The organism is Woeseia oceani (assembly GCF_001677435.1).
Lineage (GTDB): Bacteria > Pseudomonadota > Gammaproteobacteria > Steroidobacterales > Woeseiaceae > Woeseia > Woeseia oceani.
Window position 1 is genome coordinate 480889 of the sequence record NZ_CP016268.1, and the last position, 17406, is coordinate 498294.

The 17406-nt window shown below is 59.8% G+C and carries 16 protein-coding genes; 8 read left to right on the forward strand and 8 right to left on the reverse strand.

Annotated elements, in window-relative coordinates:
* Positions 1–91: 91 nt before the first annotated feature.
* The 6 genes from BA177_RS02060 to BA177_RS02085 all read left to right on the forward strand — a co-directional run bounded on the left by BA177_RS02060 (position 92) and on the right by BA177_RS02085 (position 6119).
* Positions 92–2158 (forward strand): acetate--CoA ligase family protein, encoded by a 2067-nt coding sequence (locus tag BA177_RS02060; RefSeq protein WP_197493280.1) that lies wholly within the window; start codon positions 92–94, stop codon positions 2156–2158.
* A complete protein-coding gene (locus tag BA177_RS02065; protein ID WP_068612303.1) occupies positions 2155–3669 on the forward strand; it encodes an aldehyde dehydrogenase in 1515 nt (504 codons plus the stop codon). The genes BA177_RS02060 and BA177_RS02065 overlap by 4 nt, the downstream gene beginning before the upstream one ends.
* A gap of 137 nt (positions 3670–3806) precedes the next feature.
* Positions 3807–4190 carry a PA2779 family protein gene (locus BA177_RS02070; RefSeq protein WP_068612305.1) on the forward strand — a complete coding sequence of 128 codons (384 nt, stop codon included), beginning with the start codon at positions 3807–3809 and terminating at the stop codon, positions 4188–4190.
* Positions 4191–4206: 16 nt separating this feature from the next.
* A complete protein-coding gene (locus BA177_RS02075) occupies positions 4207–5163 on the forward strand; it encodes a PA2778 family cysteine peptidase (protein WP_068612307.1) in 957 nt (318 codons plus the stop codon).
* A 153-nt stretch (positions 5164–5316) separates the two neighbouring features.
* On the forward strand, positions 5317–5868 hold the full coding sequence (locus BA177_RS02080) for a hypothetical protein (protein ID WP_068612309.1): 552 nt from the start codon (positions 5317–5319) through the stop codon (positions 5866–5868).
* Positions 5865–6119 carry an HPr family phosphocarrier protein gene (locus BA177_RS02085; RefSeq protein ID WP_068612311.1) on the forward strand — a complete coding sequence of 85 codons (255 nt, stop codon included), beginning with the start codon at positions 5865–5867 and terminating at the stop codon, positions 6117–6119. The genes BA177_RS02080 and BA177_RS02085 overlap by 4 nt, the downstream gene beginning before the upstream one ends.
* Positions 6120–6252: 133 nt before the next feature.
* Here BA177_RS02085 and BA177_RS02090 read toward each other — a convergent pair whose 3' ends face one another.
* Positions 6253–7389, reverse strand: coding sequence for a hypothetical protein (locus tag BA177_RS02090; RefSeq protein WP_068612315.1), 1137 nt, complete (start codon positions 7387–7389; stop codon positions 6253–6255).
* 393 nt (positions 7390–7782) lie between these two features.
* On the opposite strand from BA177_RS02090, the gene BA177_RS02095 reads away from it, so the two are divergent.
* Positions 7783–8682 (forward strand): L,D-transpeptidase family protein, encoded by a 900-nt coding sequence (locus BA177_RS02095; protein WP_197493281.1) that lies wholly within the window; start codon positions 7783–7785, stop codon positions 8680–8682.
* A 44-nt stretch (positions 8683–8726) separates the two neighbouring features.
* On the opposite strand, the gene BA177_RS02100 is transcribed toward BA177_RS02095, so the two are convergent.
* Positions 8727–9578, reverse strand: a complete 852-nt coding sequence (locus tag BA177_RS02100; RefSeq protein ID WP_082989786.1) for a DsbA family protein — start codon at positions 9576–9578, stop codon at positions 8727–8729.
* Between the two features lie 60 nt (positions 9579–9638).
* Entirely contained in the window at positions 9639–10283 is a 645-nt protein-coding gene (locus tag BA177_RS02105) for a c-type cytochrome (protein ID WP_068612320.1), read from the reverse strand.
* A 193-nt stretch (positions 10284–10476) separates the two neighbouring features.
* On the opposite strand from BA177_RS02105, the gene yihA reads away from it, so the two are divergent.
* Positions 10477–11076, forward strand: a complete 600-nt coding sequence (gene yihA / locus BA177_RS02110; protein ID WP_068612322.1) for a ribosome biogenesis GTP-binding protein YihA/YsxC — start codon at positions 10477–10479, stop codon at positions 11074–11076.
* Positions 11077–11279: 203 nt separating this feature from the next.
* Here yihA and polA read toward each other — a convergent pair whose 3' ends face one another.
* From polA to BA177_RS02135, 5 genes are all read right to left on the reverse strand, one after another.
* Positions 11280–13982, reverse strand: a complete 2703-nt coding sequence (gene polA / locus BA177_RS02115) for a DNA polymerase I (RefSeq protein WP_068612324.1) — start codon at positions 13980–13982, stop codon at positions 11280–11282.
* Between the two features lie 13 nt (positions 13983–13995).
* On the reverse strand, positions 13996–14181 hold the full coding sequence (gene lptM, locus BA177_RS02120) for an LPS translocon maturation chaperone LptM (RefSeq protein WP_068612326.1): 186 nt from the start codon (positions 14179–14181) through the stop codon (positions 13996–13998).
* 73 nt (positions 14182–14254) lie between these two features.
* Positions 14255–15454, reverse strand: a complete 1200-nt coding sequence (gene argH / locus BA177_RS02125; RefSeq protein WP_068612328.1) for an argininosuccinate lyase — start codon at positions 15452–15454, stop codon at positions 14255–14257.
* Entirely contained in the window at positions 15451–16389 is a 939-nt protein-coding gene (gene argB / locus BA177_RS02130) for an acetylglutamate kinase (RefSeq protein WP_068612330.1), read from the reverse strand. The genes argH and argB overlap by 4 nt, the downstream gene beginning before the upstream one ends.
* On the reverse strand, positions 16386–17393 hold the full coding sequence (locus BA177_RS02135) for an N-acetylornithine carbamoyltransferase (protein ID WP_068612332.1): 1008 nt from the start codon (positions 17391–17393) through the stop codon (positions 16386–16388). The genes argB and BA177_RS02135 overlap by 4 nt, the downstream gene beginning before the upstream one ends.
* Positions 17394–17406: the final 13 nt, after the last annotated feature.

A 17406-nucleotide genomic window follows, 5' to 3' on the forward strand; every position in this document is an offset into this window, starting at 1 on the left:
CACGGCGTCGATCTCCGCGCGACCCTGCGGGGCAGGACGTCCACCCTCCCGGCTAATGTCGGAGCGGCTGCCTCACCCGCTCGACCCTCTGTTGCGGCCGCAATCTGTCGCCGTGGTTGGTGCGTCAGCGCGTGCGGACAGCCTGGGCGACTGGGCGCTTAGAAACCTTGTCCGCGGCGGCTATGCCGGCAGCATTTACCCGGTCAATCCGGCTTATCAGGAAATTGCGGGACTGCGTTGCCGGGCATCGCTGGCCGAATTAACGGCCGTACCCGACCTCGTCATATTTGCCGTCAATGACGAGCGCGTCGAAGCGGTGCTCGATGAGGCCATTGCAATCGGCGTGCCTGCTGCAGTCATCATGAGCACGATGGTTCTCGACAATGACGCCGAACCGCCATTGCGCGAGCGGGTGCGTCGCAAAGTTCGGGATGCCGGCATGCTGCTCTGCGGCGGCAACGGCATGGGTTTCTACAATATTCGCGACCAGGTCTGGGCTTGCGGCTTCGACAGTCGCGAACACGAGGGACCCGGCAAGATTACGCTGATCAGTCATTCGGGATCCGGCATGTCCGGATTGATCGACAGTGAAGCACGCCTGGCCATCAATCTTGCCGTTTCAACCGGTAACGAACTCGGCGTGACCATGGATCAGTACCTCGATTTCGCCTTGGACTTGCCGGAAACCCGTGCAGTCGGTCTGTTCGTCGAAACGGCGCGAAATCCCGATGGTTTTCGCAGCGCTCTGGCGAAGGCGCAGGCTCGGAATATTCCAGTGGTCGCGCTCAAAGTCGGCCGAACCGAAAAAGCAGCGCAATTGACGGTGTCGCATTCCGGTGCCATGGCCGGCGACAGTGCGACTTACGACGCTTTATTCGACTGCTATGGCGTCCATCAGGTACGCGATATGGACGAGCTCGCGACCTTGCTTATCCTGTTCGGTGAGCTGCACCCGGTTGGACCTGGCGGCCTCGTCTCCCTGCACGATTCCGGTGGTGAACGACAATTGATGGTGGACCTGGCTGATGCGGCAGGCGTTGAGCTGACCGCACTGCAGGATTACACCGTTACCGCCCTGGGCAAAGTCATCGATCCCGAATTGCCCGCCGTCAACCCTCTGGATGCCTGGAGTCGCGGTGGCGCAAACGCCGCCCGACAGATGCAGGAAAGTTTCGGTTTGATGATGCAGGACTGTGGTGCGGCGATAGGCGTTGTGGCCCATGATCGTGCACCGGACGGCGGTATTTATCAAAGTTACCTCCGCTACCTGGAATACGCACATGCGGTCAGTGGCAAGCCCGTAGCGTTGGTCGCGGCACGCCAGGGCAGCGGTTGTGATCCGTCCGTCGTGGCAACTACCCGGCGCGGGTTTCCGGTGCTCGATGGTTTGCCAGCGTTTCTGCGTGGCGTGCGCGCACTTTTTGAGCAACGCGATTTCCAGTCCATGCCCGCGCCAGCGCCAACAGTCAGCCTGCCTGCCGGGCTGGTTGCGCGTTGTCGGGAAGAATTGCGGAACCGCGGAGCGCTCAGTGAATCACGTTCAATGGCATTGCTCGCCGAGTCTGGCATTGCGGTCAACAGCGGCAGGGTCGTTACCGAGCGGACGGAAGTACTGGCTGCTGCCGCCCGTCTCGGTTATCCGCTGGTTGCGAAAACGGCCATGCCGGGAATAGCGCACAAGTCCGAACGTGGTGGCGTGCTGCTGAATTTGCAGACTGAAACCGCGTTGCTTGCGGCGTACGACCATCTTGCGGTCGCTTGCGGGCCCGCGGTTCTGATCGCACCAATGCTCGCCGCCGGTGTCGAAATGATACTTGGCACCCGTCGTGACCCGCAGTTCGGGCCGGTGGTTGTGCTGGGCTTTGGCGGCATTCATGCTGAGTTACTGGAGGACGTTGCGTTCGCGCTGCCGCCGTTCAGTCCGGAGTGGGCGGAACGTTGCCTCAGTCGGCTGAAGTTACGACCACTGCTGGACGGTGTGCGCGGTATGCCTGCTGCCAATGTCGCCAGTTTTTGTGATACCGCGTCGCGATTCTCGGTACTGGTACACGAGTTGCGCGATGTTTTGTTTGAAGCAGATATTAATCCTCTTATTGTCAACGCCGACGGATGCATTGCAGCGGACGCATTACTGGTTGGTGAGGGAGAGCAATCATGAGTATCGAAGCGCTCAAGCAGTACAGCTACACAGACTGGAAAAAGGCGGCACAGCGTGAGCTTGCTGCGCTGGAGACGCGGCATTTCATCGGCGGTGAGTTTGTCGACTCTCTCGGCGGTGGCCGCTTCGATACCGTCAACCCGGCTAACCAGACAGTGCTTGCGAGCATGGCGGCAGCGGCTCCGAAAGATGTAGATCGCGCGGTTGCTGTAGCACGCAAGGCTTTCCGTTCCGGGAGTTGGTCGCGAATCGCGCCACGCGAACGGATGGCGGTTATGTACCGCTTTGCCCGCTTGATCGAAGAGCATGCCGAGCGCCTGGCGCTGCTGGATACGCTGGATATGGGCAAGCCCATCGCCGACATGCTCGAAGTCGATATTCCCTCCGTGGTCGACACGGTCCAGTTCATGGCCGAGTACATCGACAAGATCGAAGGCAGTGTAACCAGTACCGAACACGACGTAACGCATTTCGTCCTGCGCGAACCGCTCGGCGTCGTCGCTGCCATTTCGCCGTGGAATTATCCGTTATTGATGGCGGCCTGGAAAATCGCGCCGGCGCTGTCGGCAGGCAATACCGTTGTGCTGAAGCCTGCCGAACAGGCGCCGTTGTCCTGTCTGCGCCTTGCCGAGTTGTTCGTGGAGGCCGGAGGGCCGCCGGGAGTGTTCAACGTCATCAATGGTATCGGTGAGGTGACCGGCAAGGCATTGGCCCTGCACAACGATGTGGACAAGGTCACGTTCACCGGTTCGACCGAGGTCGGCAAGTTGATGCTGCAATATGCCGGGCAGTCCAACATGAAGAAGGTTTCACTGGAGTGTGGCGGCAAGTCACCGCAGGTGTTCATGGCGGATCTGCCCGATCTCGATGCGGCCGTTGCGGCTGCCTACAACGGTATTTTCGCCAACATGGGCGAAGTTTGTAACGCCGGTTCGCGTTTGCTTGTGGAGCAAAGCATCCACGAAGAGTTCGTCGAGCGTTTTGTCGCCGAAGGCAAATCCGCCTATATCGCCGGCGATCCACTTGATCCGGAGACCAGTCTTGGGCCGCTGGTTACTGCGGAAGCGCAGCAACGCGTGTTGGCCATGATCAGAGCCGGCAAGAAGGAGGGTGCGCAGCTGGTATTTGGCGGCGACGTGCCTGAGATGAATGGCAGTTACATTAATCCGACGTTGTTCACGGGGGTAAGCAACACGATGCGCATTGCCCGCGAGGAAATCTTCGGTCCGGTCGCTGCCATCATTCCGTTCACCGGCATTGACGAGGCTGTGCACATTGCCAACGATACGATGTACGGTCTTGCGGCAGGTATCTGGACTCGCGATATCAACCGGGCGCATCGCTTGATCCGCGAGCTTGAAGCCGGCGTTATCTGGGTGAACTGCTTCGACGAAGGAGACATGACGCAGCCATTCGGCGGTTACAATCAATCGGGTAACGCGCGTGACAAGTGTGTTGAGAGCCTGCTGTCGTATACGCAGACCAAATCAGCCTGGATACGCCACGGCTGAGCGCCTCAATGCACGCAGGCGAGCAACGGCTATCCTGCCTGGCAGGCCATCCGCCGGTCGGGGTCAGACTGAATTCGTGGCCAGTCGGCCAGCAATGCTAGAATACTGCTCGTCCACTCCGTATCAAGGAATCGAAAATGAGAAGTACGAAATTGCGTTTGTGTGTTTTTGAACTGGTCTCAGTGGCATTGCTTAGTCTCGGTTTCATGCAGGTCTCGCATGCCGGAATGATCAGTACGCAATCGATGATCGAGCAGGAAGCGGGTATTGAACGGTTGCAGAAAGTGGAAACGCTCATTGCGCGCGCCGATGTATCGCAGCAACTGTTGGCACTGGGTGTCGACCCGGCGGACGTGAAACAGCGCGTCAGTATGCTGAGTGATGCGGATCTTGCTGATTTCGAGCAGCGCCTCGAAGCCGGAATGGCGGGCGGTAGCGCGATCGGCGTAATCGGCACCGTGTTCCTGGTGCTGCTGATACTGGAGCTGGTCGGCGTTACCGATATTTTCAAGAAGATTTGACGCCGAACAGCAGAACATGAACCGTCATGCTAAGACCAGCCTCGTGCTGGTCTTTTTTTATTGCACGCTGTTGGCAGGTTGCGCATCGCTGCGCTTGCCTGCCGTCGATACTTCGGCGATAGGCTCGGTCCCAGAGTTGGCGGATACGCCGTTTCATCCGCAGGCGCTGTACCAGTGCGGGCCCGCGGCCCTGCTGACTGTGCTCGATTACAGCGGCGTGGCAACGGATATGGAGACGCTGGTTCGCCAGGTTTACCTGCCGGGCAAGGAGGGCAGTCTGCAGCCTGAGTTGCTCGCCGCAACCCGCGCCGCCGGGCGGGTGCCTTACCGCATCGATGGCACTGTCGAGGCGCTGGCTGCCGAGGTTCGCGCCGGACGACCAGTCCTCGTTCTACAGAACCTTGGCATCAGCTGGCTGCCGCGCTGGCATTACGCGGTGGTTATTGGCGTGGATGCAGTTAACGGCCAGGTCGTATTGCGATCGGGTGTCGATGAGCGGCGGGTGTCCAGGCTGCAAACCTTCTTGCGCACCTGGCGGCGCAGCGCCTACTGGGGATTGGTTGTCCTGCGGGCCGATGAGCTGCCGGTCAATGTTGACCGTAACCGCTGGTTCAGCGCTTTGTCGGCATTGGAGCAGACGGAGCAACGAGCAACTGCGCTGCGGGCATGGCAAAGCGCCGTTGAACACTGGCCAGACTCGTTGATTGCGAACTTCGGTTTGGGGAACAGTCACTATGCGCTGCAGGACTGGCCGTCCGCGGAACAAAGTTTCCGTCGCTTGCTGCACATGCAACCGACACTTGCCGTAGCTCGCAATAATCTTGCGCTTGCGTTGCTGCAGCAACGGCGTTTCCCGGAGGCCGAGCAGGAGGCGGCGCTGGCGTTGCGTGACTCCGGCAATGACCTGGAGTTGATTGCCGAGATCGAGCGAACCCTGGCAGAAATTCGTCTGGCAAAAAGCGGCAGTGAGTAGCCGTGCGGCTGCGTGTGCTGGAGTACTTTGCAGCGCGTTACTTGCTGCGGGCGAGGCGGTATCCTGATGGCAACTATCGGATAGTCGTATCAAGGTCTGCACCCGGCGATCTCGCATCCAGCTTGCCGGCGAAAACCAAACCCGGGTAATTCCATGGACTTAGTTAATTCTGTCTTGCTCGCTGTCGTCACCTCGGCGACCACCGTCGCGCTACTGTCTTTTGTTGTGCGTTACTACCTGAAGAGAGCGGTGGATCTCCGTTTCAAGCCACTGGAAGACAAGTTGCAACTCGAGTTTGAGGAACGTCGGCGTCTGAACGAGGCATTGCTCGAGCAACGGATTGGTATTTATCCCGAAATTCTGGAGATCACCTACCGGCTGCGAAAAATGCTTGAGCAGGGGCTTGAGCAGCCGTCAGCGAGTTTGTGGCACGACGATATCGCCGCACTTTGTCACCACCTGACGGAGAATTTGTTCCGCTGGCGGGCGTTCGTACCTGACGATGTTTTCCGTGATCTGCACGAGTTCAAACGCCTGTGCCAGGATGTAACGTTGCATCTCGATGTGCTGACCAGAAAGGAAAACAGCAGTGACAAGGCGGCGTATCAGGAGCGGTTGCCGGAGCTGCGGGCAAGGATTGAACGTGCCCAGCAGCTCTATCCTGCTATTCAGAATGCCTTGTCGTTCAATCCGGACCGCGGGTGATCAGGCAAACCGTTACCGTTTCGGACCGTTTGGGGATCCATGCCCGGCCGAGCGCGCGTATTGCGCGCATCGCCAGTCAGTTCCAGTCACGAATTGAAATCGCAAAGGGTGAGCAAAGTGCGGATGCGGCATCGGCGCTCGATATCATGATGCTGGCGATGGAGTCGGGCTCGGTGGTTGAAATCAGCGCCGAGGGAACGGACGCTGAAGAGGCGCTGGCGGCCATCGTCGCCTTGTTCGGGCGCGAGTGATTCTACGTGTTTGTGTCCGGGGGAAACATCGGCTTGCAGGGCTGTGACTCCGGTCGATGCCGGGCAGGCGCACAGGTCCCGGGCATTCTTCCTATGTTCCTGCCGGCGCGCAGCGCAGAGGACGCCGGGATACTCAGAACAGCAGGGCCACGCGGAGATCCAGCGTATTGCCGCCAACTGTCAGGTCACGCGCGGTCCGGGTCTCAGACCATTTCCAGTTCATCGTGAGCTCAGGATGCGCGTAGGGCAGCTGCCGTGCGAGCAGGCCGGACAGGTTGAGGTTCAGCCCAAAGCTGTCCTGATGGCGGCCAAACTCCGGTGCGAACCAAAGCGGGTTCGCGCCCTGCAGCCAGCTGGCGGTGACGCTGGCATATTCCTGCTGCCATTTCAGTGATGTCTTTGCGACCCATTGTGCATCCGTGAGCCCGTCATCCAGGGTCGCTAGTGGCGAGGCTATGTGCGCGAACTCGCGCCGTCGCATGGCAACGCGCGTCGAGGCGCTCAGCGGCCCGAAATCCAGTCGATGGCTGAGTCCCAGTTCATAACTCTTCATCAGGTCGACGCGTTCGATCGACGTACCGGGCTCAGGGCGAATGACCGACAAGGTGGCACTGCTTTCCCTGCCCGGCGACCCCCAGGCATAACCGAAGCCCCAGGTCTGCGCCTGCAGCCCGGCGTAGGCCGTTTGTTGCTCGACGACGGTGCAGCGATTGCTGGCAAGGGTGATTTTCCGCGAGTGCCCGGCTTGCCCGGACAGCGGCAGTTGCAGCGTTCCCTGCAGATCACAAGTGAGGGCCGAGGTGCGCTCGTAGGCCGAGCCTTCACCTTTCCATTGCAGTGCTACTTCGGCGGCACCGGGCGCCCAGCGGAGATTCGCGCTGCGTTCGCGAGTAGCCTGTAACCCGTCGACGGCCCATTGGTTTTTTGTCTTGCTGGCAAAGCCCATTAGCAAGGGCGCGCCGGCGACTTCCGGTAACTTCAGTTTGACGTTCTGACCGGCGCGTTGCTTGCCAAAGCGTTTTGGCGTGTTTTTTGTCAGTCCGTTCTGGTCGTTGGAGCTGAGTATCGTCCCTGGCTCGAAGGCATATTCCGCATCGTACTCCAGCCAGTCAGCGTCGATACTGACGTTGGCACGGCTGGTAAAAAATGCGGCGTCACCGGGGCCCTGCTGCCGGAATGGCAGCGCGCCGTCGACTTGCAGTGCAACGCTCTCCCGGTTGGAGCTGCGCTCCGTGCTGCCAGTCAGGCGCTCAGTGCTAGTTTCGGGCATGGAGCTGCAACCAGCCGATAACGCCGTTAGCAGGAGGGGTAGTAACAGTCGGTGGGTGTAAAGCAAGCGTAGTCCCTTACGTCGAGCGGTGGTGATCATCCGGATCCGTGCCAGCCAATAACTCTAACAATTCGAGAATAGTTTTTAAACCCATTCAAATATATGAATATTAATGTGGAAGGCTCAAAATCGCCCCGGGGCAGGCACAAACTGACGCTGCCTGCCGCCATCCCGTCATGCGCGGTGTGTGGGGCGTCATTGCCAATGGTCTGCGGCATGACGAACACGGGCCTGGCAGCAATTGCCGGGGAATCGCGAATTGTGACGCGCAGCGCATGGAGCCGTCAGCGGGATGGCGTTAGTATTCGTGATCCTTCAAGGAGACCGATGTCCATGCGAGTAATTCTGGCCACGGCCATACTGAGCCTGTTCGCTACCGCGCATGCCGTGGAGGCTGAGCGCCTGCCGGCCTGGCTGCTGGAGTTGCCCGCGAGTGTTGGCGAAATTCTGATTGCGGACGCGGAGGATGCGGCTCTATACCGTTTCGAGAATAACGGCCACGGCATCGTGCAGCTGGACGAACGGTACATGTCGATTGGCCGCAATGGCGTTGGCAAGCAACGTGCGTGGGACCGCAAAACGCCGCTGGGTATCTACTTCATTACCGAAGAGCTGGACACCAGTCGCTTGCATGATAAATACGGCGATGCAGCTTTCGTGCTCGACTACCCGAACGCCTGGGATCGCTACCAGAAGCGCACGGGCGATGGCATCTGGCTGCATGGCGTCGATCGCAACGATCCGCAGCGCCCGCCACTCGATACGGACGGTTGCCTGGCCTTGCCCAATGAAGAGATCGTCCGCATTGCCGGGGATCTGCAGCCGTTGGTAACCCCGGTTATCGTCGCACGCGAGCTGCAATGGGCGCCTGCCAGCGATATCGCCGTGACCCGCGCGGAGTTTCGCCGTGCGCTGGCTCGCTGGCAAACGACTATCAACGAGGGGGATGTGGCGGGGTACCTGTCACTCTACGCAGCCGATTTTCGGCAGCAGGACATGGACAAGAATGCCTGGTCGACCTGGCGGGCCAACGTATTCGCGGCGCGCGGCGACTCCGGCATCGCGCTACGCGATGTGCTGTTGCTGGCGGATCCGGAAGAGGCGGGATTATTCCTGAGCCGCTTTACTCAGGTCATGGTGTACGACGGTCAGGAAGTGCAAACGCAAAAGCGCTTGTACTGGCGTCGCAACGGTGCGCAGGACTGGCAGATCGTGACCGAAGATCACGGCTAGTCATCTGCCGAACAGAGCCCTGTCCGGCAGATGACCGCGGTTGCTTAGCGTATGGATTCCCGCTCGACGAGTTCGTCGATGACTTTGATCAGGTTCGGGTAGCCACCGGCTTCCCCGGCACCCGTGCGGTACTTGCCATTGACGACGACTGCCGGCACACCGGTGATGCCGTAACGTCGGCCGAGATCCTCGGCGACGCGCATTTTTTGCGCGACTTCAAATGACTTCCATGTGTTGCTGAAGTCTTCCGCACTGACGCCGAAACGTTCAAACAAGGCCTGAATCGCGCCTTCGGAAGTCATGCGGTTGCCACGCTGGTGATACTCGCGAAAGACGGTGGCGCGGAATTCCTCGGGATCGGCGAGCTTGCCGTTCTTGGTCAGTACTTCTTCCGTGTAGTAGAGCTGCCCGTGCAGTTTGACCAGCGGGTTCCACATGGCGGGTATGCGTACAAAGCGGGCATTTGCCGGCTTGCTTTGTGCCCAGCGATTGATGATCGGTTCGAAGTCGTAGCAGTGATTGCAGCCGTACCAAAAGATTTCGGCCACTTCGACCTTGTCAGCGCCGCCAACCGTCGGTTGCGTTGGCACCAGGCGGAAATACTGCTTGCCTTCCTCGAACTGCCAGTCACGGGCGGCCGATGTATCGGCCTGGGCCAACAGCAGCGGCACGTCATCCGTATTCTGGTCCTCAACTTCTTCTGCTGAGGACTCCTCAACGAGGGTCGGGGTCTGCTTTTCGTCAGTCACAGGTGGCGTGACCGCGGCGGGTGCTTCCTGCGCAACTTCGTCCCGCGGCGTGTCTGCCGCCGTGTTACTGGCCGGGCCCGATTGTTCGGAACTGCAACCACTCAGTATGAGGGCCAACAAAAACGCGTGGACATGCAAATACTTCATTGGGTAACTCCGACGATAATGCTCGTTCTGACCGGGCAGAACGGTAAAAGGTTCACGGCCTTACTCGCCCGCTGTAACGCCACCACGCAAGCCTTGAACATAAGCAGAGACGGCCTTGATGTCGTCGTCGCTCAGTCGCGCAGCCACATCGCGCATAACACGGGTCACGCCGTCTGATTTTCGTGTACCACTGGCGTAGTCGTGGAGTTGTTTGGCGGTATACACCGCGTACTGCCCACGAATCGACGGGTACGCCGCGGCCGGATTGCCTTTGCCGGTCGGACCGTGACAGGCGATGCAGGCCGACGCTGAAGATTCCCGATCTCCGCCGCGGTACAGTGCTTCACCCTTGGCGACAAGGCTGGCATCCGCTACGGCGCGACTGGCCGGGCGTTGTTCAGAGTAATACACCGCGAGATTGTTCATGTCTTCGTCGGTCAGCATCATCGCCTGTCCGCTCATCAGCGTATCAACCCGATCGCCGCGCTTGAAAGCCTGCAACTGCTTGACGATGTAACTGGCATGTTGCCCGGCGATGCTGGGCCACGCCGGATTGACACTGTTGCCATCCGCACCGTGGCAGGCGGCGCAGGTTATTGACTTGGCCTTGCCGGCCTCAGCCGAGCCCTCAACGATGCCGTCGGCGCTGGCCGTAGAGGACAGCAAGGTAGCGACGAGCGCAAAAGCAGCAAACTTCAGATTCATATCGTGATCCGTACTCTGCGGCCGACAGTCATTATTTGCTGCCGAACGCGGTTTTTTGAAGAAAATCTTCCGATGGTGTCAGTGCCGGAGAGCCGTGGGTTGTTGCCGCCCCGCCTAATAGTCGTCAGACTAGGCACGCCGAATCACTGATCTCAGAAGGCCCCAAATTATACACACATCGGGGCGGTATCCCATGTCGCAATACCCCGATGCACATTTCCTGACGAGCGCAAATGCTCCCTCCCAGTTCGTGGCCGATACGGGCTCTGAAGTCGCGGTTGCGGGCCGCTCGAATGCCGGAAAATCCAGCGCGATCAATGTGATCGTCAACCGCCGCCAGTTCGCCCGGACCAGCAAGACCCCCGGTCGCACCCAGCTGATCAACTTCTTTGCGCTGCGTGACGAGGCACGGCTGGTGGACCTGCCCGGCTACGGCTTTGCCAAGGTGACCGCGAGCACCCGGGCGCATTGGGGGCAATTGATCCAGCAATACTTCGAGCAGCGGCAAAGCCTGCAAGGGCTGCTGCTGGTCGTCGATATCCGCCGCGGCTTGACCGATTTCGACCAGCAGCTACTTGCCCTGTGTCATTCGGTCGACGTTCCGGTGCACGTCCTGCTGACCAAATGCGACAAACTGAAGCGCGGCCAGGCCGCCAGTGCTCTGCTGGCGGTTCGTCGCGAGCTGGCCGACACGGCCACGGTGCAACTGTTCTCTGCCCTCAAACGGACCGGGCTGGATGACGCTCGCGTGCAACTCGATGCCTTCCTGCAGCAACCGCTCGACCGCGACTGAGCGCGGTCAACGCCAATAAAAAAACCCCGGAATGTCGTTGCTACGCATCCGGGGTCAAGTAGTGCAACTGGCTTGGGGCAGCCGAATTGCGTGCCTGAGTAGGGAGATAAACAGGCAAGTGAATCAACACTCAGGCATTTTGAACAGCCCGCTGAAGGAGAGTTCCATTATCTTGTAACAAATTGATATTTATAGATATCTTCTCAGTGAGCCTCGTCCCAGTTGAGTCCCTTGCCAACTTCGACCAGCAGCGGCACGGCCAGGCTTGCGGCGTTGCACATCAGGCGGGTGATAGTGTTGCTCAGCTCGTCCGCCGCGTCCGGATCGATCTCGAACACCAGTTCATCGTGAACCTGCATGATCAGGCGCGCGGGCGGCTTGTCGTTCTGCAGCCAGGCAAACATGTCAATCATGGCCTTTTTGATGATGTCGGCGGCCGTGCCCTGCATCGGCGCATTGATGGCGCTGCGCTCCGCGTACTGGCGACGTTGCGCATTGCGATCGTTGATCTGTGGCAGGTACAGCCGACGGCCAAACAGCGTTTCGACGAAGCCGGCCTGGCGGGCCTGTTCACGGATATTGTCCATATAGGCTTTGACGCCGGGGTAGCGATCAAAATAGAGATCGACGTAATCCTGAGCCTCTCCGCGCGAGGTGCCCAGCTGCTTTGCAAGGCCAAAGGCGGACATGCCGTACATCAGGCCAAAATTAATGGCCTTCGCCGAGCGTCGTTGATTGGCAGTGACCTCGCCAATTGGCACGCCGAAGACTTCCGCTGCTGTTGCCTGGTGCACGTCGCGCTCTTCATTAAAGGCTTCGAGCAGGCCAGCGTCGCCGGACAGGTGCGCCATGATCCGCAGTTCGATCTGGGAATAGTCGGCGGCCAGCAGGATCTTGCCCTCCGGTGCAACAAAGGCCTTGCGTATGCGGCGGCCTTCTTCGCTGCGAATCGGGATGTTCTGCAAATTCGGATCGGTCGATGACAGGCGGCCGGTTGCGGCGACCGCCTGGTGATAGGAGGTGTGTATCCGTCCCGAGGTTTCGTTGATTTGCAGCGGCAGCTTGTCGGTATACGTGCTCTTCAGTTTGCTGACACTGCGATACTCCAGAATGATCCGCGGCAAGTCATAGTCGTCGGCCAGTTCCGCGAGCACGTCCTCGGCGGTGGAGGGCTGTCCCTTCGGCGTTTTGCGTACCACCGGCAGCGCCAGTTTCTCGAACAGAATTTCCTGCAGTTGTTTCGGCGAACCCAGGTTGAACGGGCCGCCGGCCGCTTCGTGGGCTTCTTCTTCCAGCCTGGCCATCGTTTTGGCCAGCTCCCCGCTTTGCTTTTTGAGCATGCCGCGATCAACCAGGACGCCGGTTTCTTCCATCGCGATCAACACGGGCACGAGCGGTTGTTCAATGGTTTCGTAAAGTGTGGCCAACGACGGGATCTTGTCGAGTTCACTCTTGAGCTTTTTGTGCAGTCGCAGGGTGATGTCGGCATCTTCGGCGGCATACGGTGCGGCTTGCGGAAGGGCAACCTGATTAAAAGTGATCTGTTTCGCGCCCTTGCCCGCGACATCTTCGTAATGAATGGTATCGATGCCGAGGTAGTGGCGGCAGGTTGAATCCATGTCGTGCCGGGTTGCGACACTGTTCAGTACGTAGGACTCGAGCATGGAGTCGAACTGAATGCCGGCCAGTTGTATGCCGTAGCGGGCGAAAATGTGCGCGTCGTATTTCAGGTGATGACCCACTTTATGTTGTGACGGGTCTTCCAGCCAGGGCTGCATGGCCTTCAGCACCGCATCGCGGGACAGCTGATCCGGTGCACCGGGGTAATCGTGGGCAACCGGGATGTAGGCGGCTTCACCTTCCTTAACCGCCAGCGAAATGCCGACGAGTTCGGCATTCATGTAGTTGAGACTGTTGGTCTCGGTGTCGAGCGCGACCAGCTCCGCCGAATTGATTTTTTTCAGCCACTGATCGAACGCCGCCTGGGTGAGCACGGTTTCGTACTGTCCTTTAACGGCAACCGGTTCGGCAGCCGGGCTTTCCTCAGCGTCACCGGCTTCGAGGAGTTGCCGCAACAAGGTACGCAATTCGTAGTGTTCGTAGAACGACCGTAGAAAATCATTGTCTGGCTCGGCAACACGCAGCTGATCCGGCGCTTCAGCCAGTTCGACGGTTTGCCGGATTGTCGCGAGCTGGCGTGACAACTCCAGTTGGTCAAGGTTGTCGCGCAGGCTTTCGCCAACTTTGCCGCCGATCTCGTCGGCCCGGGCGATCAGCGTGTCGATATCGTTGTATTCGTTCAGCCACTTGGCGGCGGTTTTCGGGCCGACTTTCGGAACACCCGGAATATTGTCGGACTTGTCACCGACCAGTGCGAGGTAGTCAATAATCTGTTCCGGCCAGACGTCGAATTTCTTCTTTACGCCGTCGCGATCCAGGTGGGTGTCAGTCATGGTGTTGACCAGCGTCACCTGTTCATTGACGAGCTGCGCCATGTCCTTGTCGCCGGTCGATACCAGGACCTGCATGCCGGCTGCGCTGGCTGTGCGACACAAGGTACCAATCACGTCGTCCGCTTCCACGCCTTCGATGCGCAGCATCGGTAACCCAAGTGCTGGCACGACCTCCAGCAATGGCCCGATCTGCGCCCGCAGTTCATCCGGCATCGGTGGCCGGTTGGATTTGTACTCTTCGAATAACTCGTCGCGAAAGGTTTTGCCCGGCGCGTCAAACACGACCGCGAAACAGTCGCTCTGGTGTTCGCGTAGCAGCTTGATCAGCATGTTCAGTACGCCGTGCAATGCGCCGGTCGGTTCGCCCTTCGCTGTTGATAACGGCGGCAAAGCATGAAAAGCGCGGTACAGGTACGAAGACCCGTCTACGAGTACGAGTTTTTTCTGGCTCATGGCTGGCCTGTGTTCAGGGTTGTTGTTCGTCTTGTTCTTCCTGATCGTCTTCGTCAGGAGCGGTGCTGCTGTTGGTCGTCGGCACTTCCGAGCGGACCTGGTTCGGGTCGCCGGGCAAGTACAGCGGCCCTTTCTGGCCGCAGGCCGACAGGGCGAGTGTGGCCAGCAGAATGCTGGCCAAAGTGCGAGTGAGTTTCATGCGCGTCTACCGGGTTTCGAGTAGTCGCATGGTATACCAGATCGAAATGCGGGTTGCCGCTTGTGGCGGGATTTCAGTCCGGCTGTTGTTTCCCGCCGTACTGTGCGGCCACGCGTCGGTAGGCGTCACGGAACGGTATGCCTTCGCTGGCGACCAGTGCGTAGGCGCGCTCGGCGGCGTAAAGCCCGTCGTCCAGGCGGATGTTCTCGGGCTGGAATTCCATGCGGGAAATCAGATAAGCCATGATGTCGACACTTTCGATAGTGAGGTCAATGCCGCGGAACAGAGGCGCCTTGATGCGCTGCGCATCGCGCTGAAAACCAGACGGCAATTTGGCCACAATCAAGAGGCATTCCTGCAGGCTGGCCTGCACGGTTGCCGTTGCGCCACGCACCAGTTCCAGTACGTCCGGGTTGCGCTTCTGCGGCATGATCGACGAGCCGGTGGTAACGTCGTCGGCCAAAGCGATATAGCCGAATTCCTGGGTGTAGAACAGCAACAGATCGCTGGCGAGTCGTCCCAGGTCCTGCATCAGCAGAGTCAGTTCGAACAACAGGCCGGCTTCCGCCTTTCCGCGCGATAGCTGCACCGCGGTTACGGGGGTTTGTGTGACCTCGAAACCCAGTTTTCGGGTGGTCGCGTCGCGATCGAGATTGAGACCGGGCGTGCCGTAACCGGCCGCACTGCCCAGCGGGTTCTTCGCCATCCGCCGGCAGCTGCTGTCGAGGCCGTCCAGCGCATCCGCGAAGCCTTCTGCAAACCCGCCTGCCCACCAGGCGACCGTGGAGGGCATGGCCTGTTGCATGTGCGTGTAGCCGGGCAAGGTGAGCTCACCCTGGCGCTGTTCAAGTTCCGCCAGTGATTCGTGCAGGCCGTGCACGCTGTTCTTCACGGCTTTGACTGCATCGAGCAAGTAGAGCCGCAATGCCGTCAACACCTGGTCGTTGCGTGAGCGACCGAGGTGCAGGCGGCCACCGGCATCACCTATGTTTTTAGTGAGGCGGGTTTCCAGTGCTGTGTGCACGTCCTCGTCGGCCAGCTCGATTTGCCAATCGCCGGCTGCATGTTGCTGGCCAAGTTCAACAAGGCCCGTACAGATCGCCTTGCAATCGTCATCGCTCAACAGGCCTTGCTGATTAAGCATCTCTGCATGCGCAATCGACCCTTGTACGTCGTAGTCGACCAGCCTGGCGTCGAGTACGTGATCCTCACCGGCCGTGTAGCGCAGCACCCGCTCATCAAGCGGCAGGCCTTTTTCCCACAGCCGGCTCATGACTGTTCCTCGGCCGCGCTTTGTTCTGCCGGCGTCAATGCACCTATGTCATCGACGACCAGCGTGCCGGTGCCTTCGTTGGTGAACACTTCCAGCAACAAGCTGTCCGGCATCTTGTAGGAAATGATGTGCACGCGGCTGACGCCATTCGCTATCGCTGCATCGATGGCGGCCGCTTTCGGCAACATGCCGTCTGCAAGGTGGCCGTCATCGCCAAGCTTGCGCAAACCCGCGCGGTCTATATAAGAGATGAGGGATTGCGGGTCGTTGCGGTCCTTGAGGATGCCTGGCGCGCCGGTGGCGAGTATCAGCTTCTCGGCTTTGAGCTCGGCTGCAATGGCGGCGGCGACCGTGTCCGCATTGATGTTCAGAACGGTGCCGGCGGAATCGCAGGACAGCGGGCTGACCACCGGCATCAGGCCGTTGTCCAGTTGCTTGCGCAACACGTCCGCATCGACAGTGTCGATGTCACCGACGAATCCGTAATCAACGTCAGCCTGACCGGCTTTCTGCACGGGCGGCCTGCGATGAGCGCGGATCAGGCCGGCATCCACGCCGCTGATGCCGACGGCAGGAATTTCGAGATCGCGACACACAGCCAGTACGCGGGTGTTGATCTGGCCGTTCAAAACCATGGTGGCGACATCGAGTGACGGACCGTCGGTTACCCGTCGCCCATCAATAAACTTGGTGTCCAGACCCAGCGCTTTCGCAAGCTCGGTGGATTGCGGGCCGCCACCGTGCACCAGGACGACCTTGATGCCTACCTGGTAGAGGATGCCGACCTGTTCCATGATCGTACGCGTCGTCGCCGCATCCGCGAAAATTTCCCCGCCGACTTTCAGGACAAACACCTTGCCCTTGAACAAACGGATATACGGTGCGGCGTGTTTCAGTGCCGAGACGACGACGGCGCGGTCGCGATTCAGGGTCATTTCGAGCCTCCGAGCATTTGGTGCAACACAGCCATCTGCGCCAGCATGCGGTTACGTGCTTCGTGTATGACAACGCTGCGCGGTCCATCGAGCACCGCCTCGCTGACCACGACGCCGCGACGCACGGGCAGGCAATGCATGAAACGGCAGTCATCGCGCGCGGCTTCGAACCAGGGCTCGTCGACGCACCAGTTGTCGAGGCCACGGCGTAAAGCCTCGTCACCGGCACGGTCGCCGTAGTGTTTCGTTGATGACCATGATTTTGCGTAGATGACGTGGGCGTCCTGCATAGCGGCTTGCCGGTCGTCGGTCTCGGTGACGGAGCCACCGGATGCCGCCGCCGCGGATCGCGCCTTGTCCATAATGCTGTCCGGCAGTTCGAAGCCCTCCGGGCGCAGGACAGTGACGTCCATGCCACGCATGGCAGCCATGTGCACGGTGGCCGATGGCACAGCGAGCGGCAGCGCCTTCGGGTGATAGGCCCAGCTCAGTACGAATTTTCCACCGCTCGCCGGAATGCCCAGATCGTCCATTGTTTTCCAGTCCGCGAGGCTCTGGCACGGGTGGTTCATGGCCGATTCCATATTGATGTAGGGCTTGTTGGCCAGCTTCGTCAGCGCCGAGAATTCTGTTTCGGCCAGGTCGGCCTCCAGGCTGCGGCGTTCGGCGAACGCGCGTATGCCGATGGCATCGCCGTAAGAGGCGATCACCGGTACAGCTTCACGTATGTGTTCGGCAGCAGTGCCGTCCATGACGATACCGGGCCGGGTTTCCAGGCCGTGGATGGACATGTCCGGTGAAATGACAAACGAACCGCCGCCGAGGCGGACCATGGCTGCCTGAAACGAGGCCAGTGTGCGCAGCGACGGGCTCAGAAACAGCAACGACAAGACCTTGCCGCGCAGCGCCTCGGGTTCCGGCGAATGGTCGAGGCGGGTAGCCAGCTCTATCAGGCTGGCGATGTCTTCCCGGGCAAAGTCGGCGAGGTCGTTAAACGCTTTCATGGTTAGTCCTTAC